At 68.7% G+C, this 13,171-nt stretch carries 13 protein-coding genes; 5 read left to right on the forward strand and 8 right to left on the reverse strand.

The genetic code is table 11. The annotated features are described in order from the left end of the window. Positions 1-18: 18 nt before the first annotated feature. Together ACZYVJ_RS17235 and ACZYVJ_RS17240 are read right to left on the reverse strand one after the other, a co-directional pair. Complete coding sequence (locus tag ACZYVJ_RS17235) at positions 19-1,701, reverse strand: Hsp70 family protein (RefSeq protein ID WP_463832128.1); 1,683 nt, start codon at positions 1,699-1,701, stop codon at positions 19-21. A gap of 134 nt (positions 1,702-1,835) precedes the next feature. Further along, the gene (locus ACZYVJ_RS17240; protein WP_463832129.1) at positions 1,836-2,375 is read right to left on the reverse strand and encodes a hypothetical protein; all 540 of its coding nucleotides are present in this window, start codon (positions 2,373-2,375) and stop codon (positions 1,836-1,838) included. 78 nt (positions 2,376-2,453) lie between these two features. Here ACZYVJ_RS17240 and ACZYVJ_RS17245 point away from each other — a divergent pair, with 78 nt between their 5' ends. After that, positions 2,454-3,104: a DUF1345 domain-containing protein gene (locus ACZYVJ_RS17245; RefSeq protein ID WP_463832130.1), complete on the forward strand. Its 651-nt coding sequence runs from the start codon at positions 2,454-2,456 to the stop codon at positions 3,102-3,104. 9 nt (positions 3,105-3,113) lie between these two features. Here ACZYVJ_RS17245 and ACZYVJ_RS17250 read toward each other — a convergent pair whose 3' ends face one another. The 3 genes from ACZYVJ_RS17250 to ACZYVJ_RS17260 are packed head-to-tail and all read right to left on the reverse strand — an operon-like array spanning position 3,114 to position 5,614. Continuing rightward, positions 3,114-3,848, reverse strand: a complete 735-nt coding sequence (locus ACZYVJ_RS17250) for a hypothetical protein (protein ID WP_463832131.1) — start codon at positions 3,846-3,848, stop codon at positions 3,114-3,116. Then, entirely contained in the window at positions 3,848-4,408 is a 561-nt protein-coding gene (locus ACZYVJ_RS17255) for a hypothetical protein (RefSeq protein WP_463832132.1), read from the reverse strand. The genes ACZYVJ_RS17250 and ACZYVJ_RS17255 overlap by 1 nt, the downstream gene beginning before the upstream one ends. 12 nt (positions 4,409-4,420) lie before the next feature. Continuing rightward, on the reverse strand, positions 4,421-5,614 hold the full coding sequence (locus ACZYVJ_RS17260; RefSeq protein WP_463832133.1) for a putative alpha/beta hydrolase: 1,194 nt from the start codon (positions 5,612-5,614) through the stop codon (positions 4,421-4,423). 153 nt (positions 5,615-5,767) lie between these two features. On the opposite strand from ACZYVJ_RS17260, the gene ACZYVJ_RS17265 reads away from it, so the two are divergent. Further along, positions 5,768-6,289: a DUF488 domain-containing protein gene (locus ACZYVJ_RS17265; protein WP_463833038.1), complete on the forward strand. Its 522-nt coding sequence runs from the start codon at positions 5,768-5,770 to the stop codon at positions 6,287-6,289. 12 nt (positions 6,290-6,301) lie between these two features. Here the strand turns inward: ACZYVJ_RS17265 and ACZYVJ_RS17270 are convergent, their stop codons facing one another. The 3 genes from ACZYVJ_RS17270 to ACZYVJ_RS17280 all read right to left on the reverse strand — a co-directional run bounded on the left by ACZYVJ_RS17270 (position 6,302) and on the right by ACZYVJ_RS17280 (position 9,470). Then, a complete protein-coding gene (locus ACZYVJ_RS17270) occupies positions 6,302-6,892 on the reverse strand; it encodes a hypothetical protein (RefSeq protein WP_463832134.1) in 591 nt (196 codons plus the stop codon). Positions 6,893-7,029: 137 nt separating this feature from the next. Next, positions 7,030-7,980, reverse strand: a complete 951-nt coding sequence (locus ACZYVJ_RS17275; RefSeq protein WP_463832135.1) for an amidohydrolase family protein — start codon at positions 7,978-7,980, stop codon at positions 7,030-7,032. Between the two features lie 5 nt (positions 7,981-7,985). Further along, positions 7,986-9,470, reverse strand: coding sequence for an aldehyde dehydrogenase family protein (locus ACZYVJ_RS17280; RefSeq protein WP_463832136.1), 1,485 nt, complete (start codon positions 9,468-9,470; stop codon positions 7,986-7,988). 87 nt (positions 9,471-9,557) lie between these two features. On the opposite strand from ACZYVJ_RS17280, the gene ACZYVJ_RS17285 reads away from it, so the two are divergent. From ACZYVJ_RS17285 to grpE, 3 genes are all read left to right on the forward strand, one after another. Continuing rightward, entirely contained in the window at positions 9,558-10,505 is a 948-nt protein-coding gene (locus tag ACZYVJ_RS17285) for a LysR family transcriptional regulator (protein WP_463832137.1), read from the forward strand. Between the two features lie 126 nt (positions 10,506-10,631). Beyond that, the gene (gene dnaK, locus ACZYVJ_RS17290; RefSeq protein WP_463832138.1) at positions 10,632-12,503 is read left to right on the forward strand and encodes a molecular chaperone DnaK; all 1,872 of its coding nucleotides are present in this window, start codon (positions 10,632-10,634) and stop codon (positions 12,501-12,503) included. Beyond that, positions 12,500-13,153: a nucleotide exchange factor GrpE gene (gene grpE / locus ACZYVJ_RS17295; protein ID WP_463832139.1), complete on the forward strand. Its 654-nt coding sequence runs from the start codon at positions 12,500-12,502 to the stop codon at positions 13,151-13,153. The genes dnaK and grpE overlap by 4 nt, the downstream gene beginning before the upstream one ends. Positions 13,154-13,171: the final 18 nt, after the last annotated feature.

The raw sequence follows: 13,171 nt of genomic DNA on the forward strand, positions 1-13,171 counted from the left end.
CCGGGGTAATTCGACCCGTCAGCGCCCGAACGGCGGTTGAAAGATGGGCGGCAGGGGCCGCGCGCGCGTGGTCGTCGGCGCCGCGGTGGTGGTCGCCTGCGACGTCGTGGTGGGCGCCGCGGTGGTGGTCGTCGTGCTCGGCGGCGGCGCCGTCGTGGTCGTGGTCGACGGCTCCGGCGGGGGCGCCGTGGTGGTGGGGGCCGGCGCCTCGCTGGACGGTGGCGGCGGCGCGGGGATCACGGTGACGGTGGTGCTGTCGTTCGGTCCGGTGATGGTCACCGTCTGCGGCGGTTGGCTGGGCGGCGACGTGGGGCTGACCGGGGTGGACTTGGTGAGCAGCAGGTTGATCGCCAATATCAGGGCCACCAGCACCGCCGCGCCCGCCCCGGCCACGCTCAACACCAGCGCCGTGCGTTTGTACCAGGGCAGTTTCGCCTGGCCGGCGGCGTAGCGGCTGCCGGTCGCGTCGTCGAGCTCCCTTGCCTCGTCGGCGTACTCGCCGGTGGCGTCGCGGCCGGTGTAGGGCACGGGCTCGGCGTTGTCCGCGTCCTGCGACCAGGCCAGAGCGTCATCCACGTCGGTGGCCTGGGCCGCCCACGCGGCCTGGGTCATGTCGAGCCCGGTGGTGCCGACCACCTCCGTCGGTGTCTCCACGGCGGCGGCTGCGGCGGTCGGGGCTGCCCCCGACGCGTAATGCGGGCCGAGCACCGCCGCACCCAGGGCGGCGCTGAGCGCCGGCTGGGCGGTGCGGTGCACCGGCACCCCGAAGCGCTGCCCCAACCGCGCCTTGAGCAGGGGGATGTTCGCGCCACCGCCGGCGATCGCCACGGCGCTCAGCCTGGCGTTCGGAATTGCGTTGCGCCGCAACGACTCGTCCACCGACGACAGGAACCGGTCCAGCGGTGCGGAGATGAGCTGCTCGAATTCGGTGCGGGACAGCTGGGCACCATCGCCGGATGCGCCGGCGATGGTGCCTACCGTGGCCGTCGACAGCTGCTCCTTGGCGCGCCGGCAGGCGCCGAGCAGGCGGGCCTGCGACCCGACCCGTGCGGTGCCGCCGAGCATGGCGGTGCTGACCTCGGAGGCCAGCAGGTGATCCAGGACGAGCTGATCGATCGCGTCGCCGGAGAATTCGGTGTATCGCGTGGCATGCCCGACGGGCGCAAAGCCGGCCTTGGCGTCGATCAATGTGACGGTGGTGCCGCCGGCGCCGAAGTCGCACAGCGCGATAACGCCGTCGGCCCCGAATCCCGGCGTGCCGCGCAGCGCCGCGAGCGCGGCCGTGGCGTCGGACACCAGCATCGGCGCCACCCCGCCGCGCGCCAGGTCGGACTGGGCGAAAAACTCCTCGCGCAGCGCCGCGAACTGGCCGTCGGACCAATATGCGGGCACCGCGATGGTGATCGGTGAGCCATACCCGACCGCGCGGGCCATGGCCTCGATCGCCTCGACCGTCAGCGCCGCACCGGCGTACTTGGTGCCGTCGGCCGCCACCAACGGCGCGCGGTCGCCGACGCGTTCGACGAACCCGCGCAGCACCAGGCCGGGTTCGGTCAGGTTCGGATTCTCTTCTGGCAGGCCAACTTCGGTGGGCCGGTGTTCGAACAGGGTCAGCACGGAGCTGCGGGTTACCGGAGGGCTGCCCGCGCGGGCGGCAACCAGGTTGGCCACCCCGATCGATAGCCCGAGCGACTCGCTCATCTGCTACACCCCTGTGTCAGTCGTCCCGTTGCTGTCCCACGCTGATCCTCACCGTAGCGACCGTGGATTGCAGCGAGTGTAGGGCTTCGCCGGCGCCGCGCGGTGGAACCGTGATGGGGTTTGCCACCGACTCGCTAACGCAGACCCGGCGGCACCGTGACCGGATTCGGCACGCCGGGAATGGTGATCACCGACGGCAGCTGCGGCACATGGTGGTGATGCGTCGGCTGCTGCGTCTGTCCCCCGGTGGGCTGTTGCTGCGTCGGCTGCTGCGCCGGCGGCTGTTCGGCACTGGTGCTGGGCGAGGACGTGGTGGTCGTGGTGGTCGTCGGGGTCGTCGTCGTGGTGGTTGTCGTCGTGCTCGGCGTCGTCTTCGGGACGTGGCTGACGGTCTGACCGTGAATGAGCTCGATGATGCCGAACACGATCAACGCGATCAGGATGACGACGGAGACCAGCCAGGCGATGAGCATCCCGGGCTTGCGATACCACGGGGTCGGCTCGGGCTCCTGGTCGAACGGGTCGACGTCGCCGGACTGCTCGAACCCCTCGGGCGGGTTCGGCGGGAAACCAACCGGCGGAATCTCGCCGGTCGGCGGCTGTTCGCTCGCACCGAAGTCGCCGTGCTGCGTCGGCTGGTTGTGGAAGTCGTCGCGTGGGCCATTGGATGCCACGGCACTGATGGTACTGATCGCACCTGCCAATCTGCTGATGCCAACCCGGCGCGACGTGTTGGTGGTTAGGTCAAGGTCGTGGATTCCCTGGTGAAGCTGTTGCGGGATACGGCCGCGGTCCGGATATCGGTCTGCGTGGCCCTCGGAGTCGTCGTCGCTGTCGTGGTGGGCAACACGGTCGGTTGGCGTTATGCGCTGGCCGGCTGGATCGCCACCGCCGGAATGTATGCGGTGTGGACGCACCTCAGCCTGCTCCGCATGGACGCCGAGCAGACGTGTCGATGGGCAACGCGGGAGGATCCGACCCGGTGGGTCGCCGACGCGGTCATCCTGTCGGCGAGCGTGGCGAGCCTGGGCGGTGTCGGCTACGTGGTGGCCGCGGGTTCACGCGCGGGCCATGAGGCCTTGGCGGCCGCCGTCGTCGGCGTCCTGACCGTCGCGGCGTCCTGGGTGGCCGTGCACACGCTGTACTCGGTGCACTACGCGCGGCTCTACTACTCGGATGACCCGGGCGGCATCAACTTTCACGATCCGGAGCCGCCCCGCTTCCGGGATTTCGCCTATCTCGCCTTCACCGTCGGGATGACCTACCAGGTGTCGGACACCGAGATCGGCTTGGCGTCGATCAGGGCGACGGTCTTGCGCCACGCGCTGGTGTCCTACCTGCTGGGAGCGGTGGTCCTGGCGGTGACGATCAATCTGATCGCGGGGCTAGGCTCCAAGCTCTGATCGTCTCGGTCACACGCCGGCCGTTGAACGGCCTCGAAGAATCCCTTCGATCCGATCTAGCAGCTCGCTGGGGTCGTCGCGGGCGCCGTCCCTCCAGGCGACGATTGCGTTGAGGAGGTTGACCGGCGGAACGCTCAGTCGCAGGCCGAGCATCACGGTCTTGGCGGTGTCACCGCCGGCATCCAGGGGGCGGTAAGCGATTGCGACTTGCAGCGAGCGCCCGCCCCGCAGCCGCGGGATGAGCTTGGGCTCGATCGACTCGACCAGCTCACGCCGGATCTCGGTCAACTCGCTCTTGCGCTCGACCAGCCGCACGGTCAACGCCGACCGGGTAATGCAGAGAAGACAGCGACGCCACATCCGAACGATGCCGTACCCGGTCAGCGGGGTCACACCCAAGATGATGATGCCGATGAAACGAAGCCACGGTGGATTGCCGGGCGCATACCCCGCCGCAACAGAGGCGACTCCCAGCAGCGGGACCAGCACCAGCGCGATATACGCGTTGCCCTCGTACCAGGGAACGTAGCGGCAGATGATCTCGTCGCTCGTCCGGCTGACGGCGGCACGAAAAATCCGGCGCTGCCCCCCGACCAGGACGATGCCGCCGGTCGCGGCGACGCCGAGCGGCAGATACCACGCCGATCCGACCAGCACGTTGATGGCCGCCACCAGGCACAGGAAACCGCCGAAGGAGTAGCGCAGCACCCGCCCCCAACGGTCTTTCGCACCGCCACCGGCCATCAGCGACCGTCTCGCGTAGCGATTGCCGGGGCGCGGTGCCGGCCGGCGGGCGCTGGATTTGCCGCCGGGCCCGGGCGGGCGGTCAGCCAGGCAGGTGTCCGATCCACGGGCGAATCGTGCAGCGTGGTCACCGTTAGTTGCGCAATCAGAGTCTCCTGTTCGGCCGTGATGATCCTCGATCGTGACACGCTGTCGACGATGCCGAGTTCATGCGCGATCTGCATTGCGAGCAGCCCCACGATCCCGGTGCCCTCGGTGGCTGCACCGAGTTCGCGGTGCACCTCACGACAGTTCGGCACCGACTGCAACTGCTGCTCGACCAGCATCGCGAAAACCTCGCCGGGGTCCAGCGGTGCCTCGACGCGATGCATCGTCAACACCGCGTTAGCGCAGAACACGTCGATGCACGGATCGTCGCGACAGACCCACACCCGGGCCCCGACCGCCGAGTCGAAAGGTTCCCAGCCCCGCGGCACGCCCACCTCCACCACAAACCCGGCAAACCGATCGACCGGCGACACCGCGACGCCGGACTCCTGCACAACCTCATCGAATCGCACCGAACGTGCCCCCTACCCGAAACCGAAGATCGATTCCACGCCGTGCACCGCACTCCCGACCGCATCCGAGACGGGCTGCCAGGCTGCTTCGACGCCCTTGGACGCCAAGTAACTGGTAACCGCTCCGGCACCGGCGCCGACGACCAGACCAACCGCAGTCCCTGCCCCCGGAACGACCGAACCGATCGCCGCGCCGACCTCCGCGCCGGCCCACAGCCCGGCGGCGACACCCACAGTCTCCCGGGTGACGGCCTCTGGCACCGAGTTGCCGTCATGGACGTCGGACATGACGGCGGGTATCGCGCTGGCCGCGGCAACCACCCCGCCGACACGGGAGAATCCCGTGAGTTCGACGCCACCGATCTTTGGATCCTCCAGCCACTTCAGCAAGGCCGGATCAGCCCTTCCCGGACCCGTACCGGGCGACTCGGCGATCAAGTTGGTCGTCGCCTGGAGCACACCGTCGGCGGTGCCACCGGCGACCGCGCCCGCACCCGCGATCGCCGCGTCCCCGGGCGTCGGGGTCAACTTGGGGCCTCCACCGGGTTGGTTCGCCGGTGCCGGACCGGGTCCCGCCGGGGCGGGCCCCGCCTGGGGCCCGACAGTGTCATATCCGTCTGCGTGCAAGGTCCCCATCGCGTCCTGAAACGACTTCGAGTAGCCGTCGCGTGTCGCTTGCAGCTGGGTCAGGGCGGCTTTGGTATCAGCAACCGCGTCGTCTTCGCATTCGGCGATAAACGCCTCGAGCGCATCGAAGTCGGCCTGGCTGAGGTCGTCGTCGTCTTCTATCGCGTCGGCTTCGCCGATCAGAGTGTCGAGGTTCTGCAGCTTTGTTTCCAGCGACGCGATCTGCCCGGCCGCGGCTTGCTGCGCCTCGGCCAACGTGGCGGCGATGTTCTCCAGGTCCGCACCGATCTTGGGTATCTGCAAAGATTGCGCCCCAAGGGCGTTCGTCACCCGCTGCACCTCGTCGGAGCCGGTGATCGGATGATCGCCATTCTGGTGGTTCCAGGCGGCCTCGAAGCGGGTGCGGGCCTGCTCGAACGCGTCGTTGGCCTCCTTCGTGCATCGGCCGGCGCGCCGAAACGCCTCGGCCAGGTTGGAAATCTGCAACGGGCTGCCCGCCTGCAGGCTCGCATTGATCGCCCAGGGGTTGCCGCCGGCCACGCCGATCAGGGCCGGGACGCTCAGGTATTGCAGTTGCATGGACTCGTCAGCTGCTCGCCCGACTGCTGATCAACCCGGTTCGCATTGCCACCCCTCCCGAGTTCAATGCGCAAGATTACTGAAACCGGCTTGGTAATCAATTCACCTCGCACTCTCGGGTCGCAAGCCGGGCAAGCTGTCCTCATGGAGCGGGTGTTGCTGACCGTGGGGCACGGGGCGGCCCGCCGCGAGCGGCTGACGGAGTTGCTCGCCGGGGCGGGGGTTGCGCTGGTGGTGGACGTGCGGCGATACCCGTCCAGTCGGACCAATCCGGACGTGCGGCGGGAGGCGCTGGAATGCTGGCTGCCGCAATCCGGCATCGACTATCGGTGGGAGCCCCGCCTCGGCGGGCGGCGGCATATCGCGGCCGGACAGCCGGAGCCGGACAGCTGGTGGACGGTGGCCGCCTTCCGGGCGTACGCCGCATACACCCGGACACCGGAATTCGACGCGGCGCTGGACGACGTCCTGGCCGATGCGGCCCGGCGCACCACGGCGGTGATGTGCAGCGAAAGCGTCTGGTGGCGCTGCCACCGGCGGCTGATCGCCGACGTGGCGGCGCTTGGGCGCGGGGCGCCCGTGCGGCACCTCATGCCCGACGGCCGGCTCAGTCCGCACCGCCCCGCACAGGGTGCCCGCCGGCGTCCCGACGGCCACCTGGTCTGGGACGGTTGACGTTTCAGGCCCTCAGAACGTGTTGACCTTCTCGACGCTGACGAACATGCCGTGCTTGGTCTGGTCGTTCGTGAAGCGGGTGCCGTCGGCGTTGGCGATGATCGTCCAGCCCTGCGCCGCGTAGGTCTTGTAGTCGATGGTGACGGTCGGGATGGCCCCCAGGTTGCCCAGCACCCACTGCACCTTGCCGCCGCTGTTGATGCTGACGCCGTTGGCGTGCTCACCGTCCTGCAGCGGGGAGTCGGTGAACGGTGCCTCGCAGCCGACGGTCTCCTTGTTGATCTGGCAGCGCGTCACGCCGGATTTGGTCTCGATGAAGACGTAGCCGTTCTGGTCGGGCGGCAGCGGGATGGCGCCCGCCGGGTTCGTCGGGTTACTCGGCGCCGCGGACGGGCCCGGCGCCGGAGCGGCGGTGGCCGACGGCGGTGTGGACGACCTGGGGGTGGGGAAAGAAGGTTCGGTGGGTCCCGCTCCGGGGGAGGCCACCGGCCGGCCCCCGATGATTGAGCTGCAGCCGGACACCAACTCCGACCCGCCCACCAGGGCTACGAGCAGCAGCGAACCACCGGCCAGGCTCCGCCGCGCATTCTCCGAAAACCGCACCCGCCGCTCCCCAGACGATTCGAATAGCGGCACTCAGGTTACGCAACGAGAGGCGAAAGTCGCTGCCCCGGCGCAGCTATCGATACCGAGCCGATGACGCGGGTTTATCACCGCGTGACCGACCGGGCTCGGGAGCGCTACAGCCCCAACAGTTTTTCGGCGTTGCGGTGGCTGATCGCGGCCCGCTCGTCGTCGGACAGCGGCAAGCCGTCGAGGAAGGCGCGGGCCTCGACCATCGACCCGAATGGGTAATCGGCGGAGAAGGCCACTCGCTCGATCCCCACCTGCGCAACCAGGTTCGCGTACGTCGCGTGGTCGTTGAAGTTGGCGAACGTGTAGTGAAAGTTCTCCCGCAGATAGGAACTCACGGGGTACTGCAGACCGGTCAGATCCGGTTTCAGGGTGGCGTCGAATCGCGGCAGCATGAACGACGTCGCCTCGCCCATGTGCCCGATGATCATCTGCAACGACGGGTGCCGGTCGAACACGCCGCCCAGGATCATGCGCAGCGCGTGGGTGGCGGTGTTGATGTGCCACCCCCAGCCCACGGTGGCCAGCGCGAACGTGACGGGCTCGGCGAAGCCGGCGTAGCTGGATTCGATGACGCTCGCCGGCGGGATGGTCGGATGCAGGTAGATCGGTGCCCGCAGCTCGGCCGCTCGGGCCAGGACGGGCTCGAAGAACGGGTCGTCCAGGTAGCGGCCCCGGCTGTGCCCGTTGATCACCGCGCCGGGAAAGCCGAGCCCGCGCACCGCCCGCTCGAGTTCCTCGGCCGCCTGGTCGGGCGCGCTGGTGGGCAGCGTGGCGAAGCCCGCCAACCGATCCGGGTAGCGCTGCACCGCCGCGGCGAGCTGGTCGTTGCAGTCGCGGGCAAGCCGCACTGCCTCCTCAGGCTCGAGTTGCTCCACCCCGGGCGCGGCCAGCGACAGCACGGCCAGGTCCACCCCGGCCTCGTCCATCGCGGCGATGCGGCCTTCGCCGAGGTCGCTGGCCGGTTCCACGATCCCGGGCCGCGACGCCAGCCAGGTGCCCGGACCTTGTAGGAATTCCGTTGTGGCGTAATGCTCTTCGAGAGCGATGACACGCATCTGACTTATCCTTCGAGGACTCGGGTGGCCGCGTTCCAATACGGCAGCGCGTCGCGGTCGGCGGCCAGGCGGATGGTTTTGGTGTAGCCGTATTCGGCCAGCGTCTCCTGGGCGTGCTCGCGGCCGAAGCCGCTGTGGCCGACGCCGCCGAATCCGCTGCCGATGGCCACCCGGGCGTAATTGTTGACGAAGACGGCCCCGGCTCGGATCTGCCGGCTCACCCGCAGCGCCCGGTCGCCGTCGGCGGTGAACACGGCGGCGACCAGTCCGTACGGCGTGCCGTTGGCGACGCGCACCGCCTCGGCCTCGTCGCTGAACCGGATCAGGGCGACCACCGGGCCGAAGATCTCCTCCTGGGCCACCCGCATGCCCGGCGTGACGCCGGTCAGCACCGTCGGTGCGACGTAGAAGCCGTCCGCGAGCCGGGGATCCCGCGGTAGCGGCGCCTGGGCGGCGATGCGGGCGCCTTCGGCCACCCCGATGTCGAGATAGTCCAACACCTGTTTCTGCTGTGCCCGGGTGACCAGCGGCCCCACGTCGGTGGCGGGGTCGGCGCCGTCGCCCACCCGCAGCCGCCGCACCGCGGCGCACAGCTTCTCTTCGAACTCCGCATAGATGTTGTCCTGCACCAGGATTCGCGACGCGGCGGTGCACGCCTCGCCCTGATTGAAAAAGCCGCCGTCCACGGCGGCCAGCAGCGCCTCGTGCAGAACGGCATCGTCGAAAACCAGCAGCGGGTTCTTCCCGCCCAGCTCCATCAGCGCCGGCGTGAGGTTGCCGGCCGCGGTGCGCAGCACCGCCGAACCGGTGAGTGGCGATCCGGTGAAGGAGATCTTTCCCACCAGTTGGTGCTCGGCCAGCGCGGCGCCCACCTCGCCGCCGCCCGGCACGGCGTGCACCACCGGATCGGGCAGCACCGACTGGATCAGTTCGACCAGTCGCAGCACCACCGAGGGCGTCTGCTCCGGCGGTTTCAGCACGACGGCGTTGCCGACGGCAAGTGCGGGCGCGACTTTCCCGGCGGTGTGGATCGGCGGCCAGTTGAAGGGCACGATGCCGGCGATCACGCCGTAGGGCTCCAGTGTGGTCACGTCGAAGACCGGGCCGTAGTCGCGGGCCTGGCTCGGTAGCACCTCGACCATCCCGGCGAAGTATTCGAAGATCCCGATCGCGGCTTCGACATCGAAGCCGCGCGCCTGGCTGAGCGGCTTGCCCATTTCCCGCGACTCGAGAGCGGCGATCTCATCGGCGTGCGCGCGAATCACATCGGCGATCTGCCGCAGGTAGCGGCCGCGCTCGCGGGCCGGGCGTTGCTTCCAGGTCAGGTGCGCGGCGTGCGCCGCTCGCACGGCCTGGTCGACCTGCTCGGTACCGGCACCTTGCACGACGGTGACGACCTGACCGGTGGCGGGGTTTTGCACGACGAACCTGTCGTCGGCGGACGCCGACGACCAGGGGGTGCTGATGTCGGTGGGGGCATGCTGATCCATGGGCACTGTCACGCTATGCCCGGCGGTGTGATCAGCACCAACGATATCTTCTGATGGTTGCCATCTTTGGCGGTGATAATCGCAGGTGTGGAGCTTCGCCATCTCGAGTACTTTCTGACCGTTGCGGACAGCCGAAGCTTCACAGCGGCGGCCAAGCGCCTGCACGTGGTGCAGTCCGGGGTGTCGGCCACCATCAAGGCGCTCGAACGCGAACTGGGCACCGAGCTGTTCGTCCGGGGCGCGGCCGGCGTAGCACTGAGCCCCGCCGGCGAAGCGTTGCGACCCCACGCGCGGGCCACCCTCGACGCCGCCCGCGCGGCCAAGGATGCGGTCGGTGCCGCGCGGGGCACCGTGCGCGGGACCGTCACGGTCGGGACGCTGACGTCGGTCAGCGTCATTGACGTGCCGACCGTGCTCGCCGAGCTGCACGCCCGCCATCCCGAAGTCGTGGTTCACCTACGCGCGGCCAGCGCTGGGTCGGCGGGCCTGGCCGGTCAGCTGCGCGACGGCGACCTCGACGTCGCCTTCCTGGTCTTCACCGGTCCGCCGCCGGCTGATTTGCACACCCGGCTGGTCGCCTCGGTGCCCCTGCTGCTGGTCGTCCCCGCCGGGCACCCGCTGGCCCGGCGCAAGGCGGTTTCGCTGGCCGACCTGGCCGGCATGTCCTTCGTCGACGGGCCGCCGGGATACGGCAACCGCGCCGTGGTCGACAATGCGTTCGCGGCCGCGGGTGTCGAGCGGACGGTCGCGGTGGAGGTTGCCGACATCGGCACCGCGGCGACCTGCATCCGCAAGGGGCTGGGGATCGGTTTTCTGAGCTGGTCCATCCTGGAGGGAATCGACAGCTCGGGCTTGGTCAGCGTCCGGATCACCGGGCACGACCTGCAGTGGCGGCTCTACGTTGCGACCTCGGCGACCCGGCAGGCCGGCGCGGTCACCCGGGCGCTGCTCGCGCTGATCGAGGAAGTTTGCGGGCGAGGCCGCGAAAATTCAGCCACCCCGGGAACAAGGCGGGACCAACCGCCGTTAACATAATCGACAAGTTGAGCGAACCACACTCAATACTGGGTTGACAGCCCACCGGCCCAAGGGGCAGGCTTGAGCCTGGTTCACTCAGCATAGTGGCACCAATCAAGCTCTACATATTCAGGAGGAATCACTATGGCTCGTGCGGTCGGTATCGACCTCGGGACCACCAACTCCGTCGTCGCAGTCCTCGAGGGCGGTGACCCGGTCGTCGTCGCCAACTCCGAGGGTTCGCGGACCACGCCGTCCATCGTCGCGTTCGCGCGCAACGGCGAAGTGCTCGTCGGCCAGCCCGCCAAGAACCAGGCGGTCACCAACGTCGATCGCACCATCCGTTCGGTCAAGCGGCACATGGGCACGGACTGGTCCGTCGAGATCGATGACAAGAAATACACCGCTCAGGAGATCAGCGCCCGCGTGCTGATGAAGCTGAAGCGCGACGCCGAGGCATACCTGGGCGAGGACGTCACGGACGCCGTCGTCACCGTGCCGGCGTACTTCAACGACGCCCAGCGTCAGGCGACCAAGGAAGCCGGCCAGATCGCCGGCCTCAACGTGCTGCGCATCGTCAACGAGCCGACCGCGGCCGCGCTGGCCTACGGATTGGACAAGGGCGAGAAGGAACAGACCATCCTGGTCTTCGACCTCGGTGGCGGTACGTTCGACGTGTCGCTGCTCGAGATCGGCGAGGGTGTGGTCGAGGTCCGCGCCACCAGTGGTGACAACCACCTCGGTGGGGACGACTGGGATGACCGCGTCGTCGAGTGGCTGGTCGACAAGTTCAAGGGCACCAGCGGAATCGACCTGACCAAGGACAAGATGGCGATGCAGCGGCTGCGTGAGGCCGCCGAGAAGGCCAAGATCGAGCTCTCGAGTTCGCAGAGCACCTCGATCAACCTGCCCTACATCACCGTCGACGCGGACAAGAACCCGCTGTTCCTCGACGAGCAGCTGACCCGCGCCGAATTCCAGCGCATCACACAGGATCTGCTGGACCGCACGCGCAAGCCCTTCCAGTCCGTGATCAAGGACGCCGGTATCTCCGTCTCCGAAATCGACCACGTGGTTTTGGTGGGTGGTTCCACCCGCATGCCCGCGGTGACCGAACTGGTCAAGGAGCTCACCGGAGGCAAGGAGCCCAACAAGGGCGTCAACCCCGATGAAGTTGTGGCCGTCGGTGCCGCGCTGCAGGCCGGTGTCCTCAAGGGCGAGGTGAAAGATGTTCTGCTGCTTGACGTTACGCCGCTGAGCCTGGGTATCGAGACCAAGGGTGGCGTGATGACCAAGCTCATCGAGCGCAACACCACCATCCCCACCAAGCGGTCGGAGACCTTCACCACGGCCGACGACAACCAGCCGTCGGTGCAGATCCAGGTCTTCCAGGGTGAGCGCGAAATCGCTTCGCACAACAAGCTGCTCGGCTCCTTCGAGCTGACCGGCATCCCGCCGGCTCCGCGCGGCGTCCCGCAGATCGAGGTCACCTTCGACATCGACGCCAACGGCATCGTGCACGTCACGGCCAAGGACAAGGGCACCGGCAAGGAGAACACGATCAAAATCCAGGAGGGCTCCGGCCTGTCCAAGGAGGAGATCGACCGGATGATCAAGGACGCCGAGGCGCACGCCGAGGAGGACCGTCAGCGTCGCGAAGAGGCCGACGTCCGCAACCAGGCCGAATCGCTGGTCTACCAGACGGAGAAGTTCGTCGCTGAACAACGGGGCGCAGCGTCCGAGTCCGGCGGCTCGAAGGTCCCCGAGGACACGCTGTCCAAGGTCGACACCGCGATCGCCGAGGCCAAGACGGCCCTGGGCGGCACCGACATCAACGCCATCAAGGCGGCGATGGAGAAGCTGGGCCAGGAGTCCCAGGCGCTCGGACAGGCGATCTACGAGGCCACTCAGGCCGCCGGTGAGCAGGGCGGTGACGGCGCGGCCGGCGGCCCGGGTGGGTCCGCTGACGACGTCGTGGACGCGGAGGTGGTCGACGACGACCGGGAGTCCAAGTGACGGAAAGCAATCCACAGGAACAGGTGACGGTCACCGACAAGCGGCGCATCGATCCTGAGACCGGTGAAGTACGGCAGGTCCCCCCTCCCGGCGGTACGCCGGGAGGGGCGCCGGCCGGCGAGACGGCGGGCCAGCCCGAGGGCAAAGTCGCCGAGCTCACCGCCGATCTGCAACGGGTGCAGGCCGACTTCGCCAACTACCGCAAGCGGGCGCTGCGCGACCAGCAGGCCGCGGCGGACCGGGCCAAGGCCGGCGTCGTCAACCAATTGCTGGGCGTGCTCGACGATCTCGACCGGGCACGCAAGCACGGTGATCTGGAATCCGGACCGCTCAAGTCGGTGGCCGACAAGCTGGAGACCGCGCTGACCGGCCTGGGCCTGACGGCGTTCGGCGAGGAGGGCGAGGACTTCGACCCGGTGCTGCACGAAGCCGTTCAGCACGAAGGCGATGGCTCCCGACCGGTGATCGGCACCGTCATGCGGCAGGGCTACAAACTGGGTGACCAGGTGTTGCGCCACGCTCTGGTCGGCGTCGTCGACACGGTCGACGACGACGGCGACGCGGCGGCAGCCACCGGTGAGTCCGCCGCGGCGGCTGGGGAAAGAGAGCCGGCCGAATCGGACGATAACGCCGGCACATCCGGTGACTAGACCACACAATCAGCACAT

The organism is Mycobacterium sp. IDUB_3, assembly GCF_055419585.1.

Bases quoted from the DNA above. Each gene is read 5' to 3' on its own strand.
- ACZYVJ_RS17235 (WP_463832128.1), bottom strand. From the start codon at position 1,701: ATGAGCGAGTCGCTCGGGCTATCGATCGGGGTGGCCAACCTGGTTGCC.
- ACZYVJ_RS17250 (WP_463832131.1), bottom strand. From the start codon at position 3,848: ATGGCCGGTGGCGGTGCGAAAGACCGTTGGGGGCGGGTGCTGCGCTAC.
- ACZYVJ_RS17260 (WP_463832133.1), bottom strand. From the start codon at position 5,614: ATGCAACTGCAATACCTGAGCGTCCCGGCCCTGATCGGCGTGGCCGGC.
- ACZYVJ_RS17275 (WP_463832135.1), bottom strand. From the start codon at position 7,980: ATGCGTGTCATCGCTCTCGAAGAGCATTACGCCACAACGGAATTCCTA.
- ACZYVJ_RS17280 (WP_463832136.1), bottom strand. From the start codon at position 9,470: ATGGATCAGCATGCCCCCACCGACATCAGCACCCCCTGGTCGTCGGCG.
- dnaK (WP_463832138.1), top strand. From the start codon at position 10,632: ATGGCTCGTGCGGTCGGTATCGACCTCGGGACCACCAACTCCGTCGTC.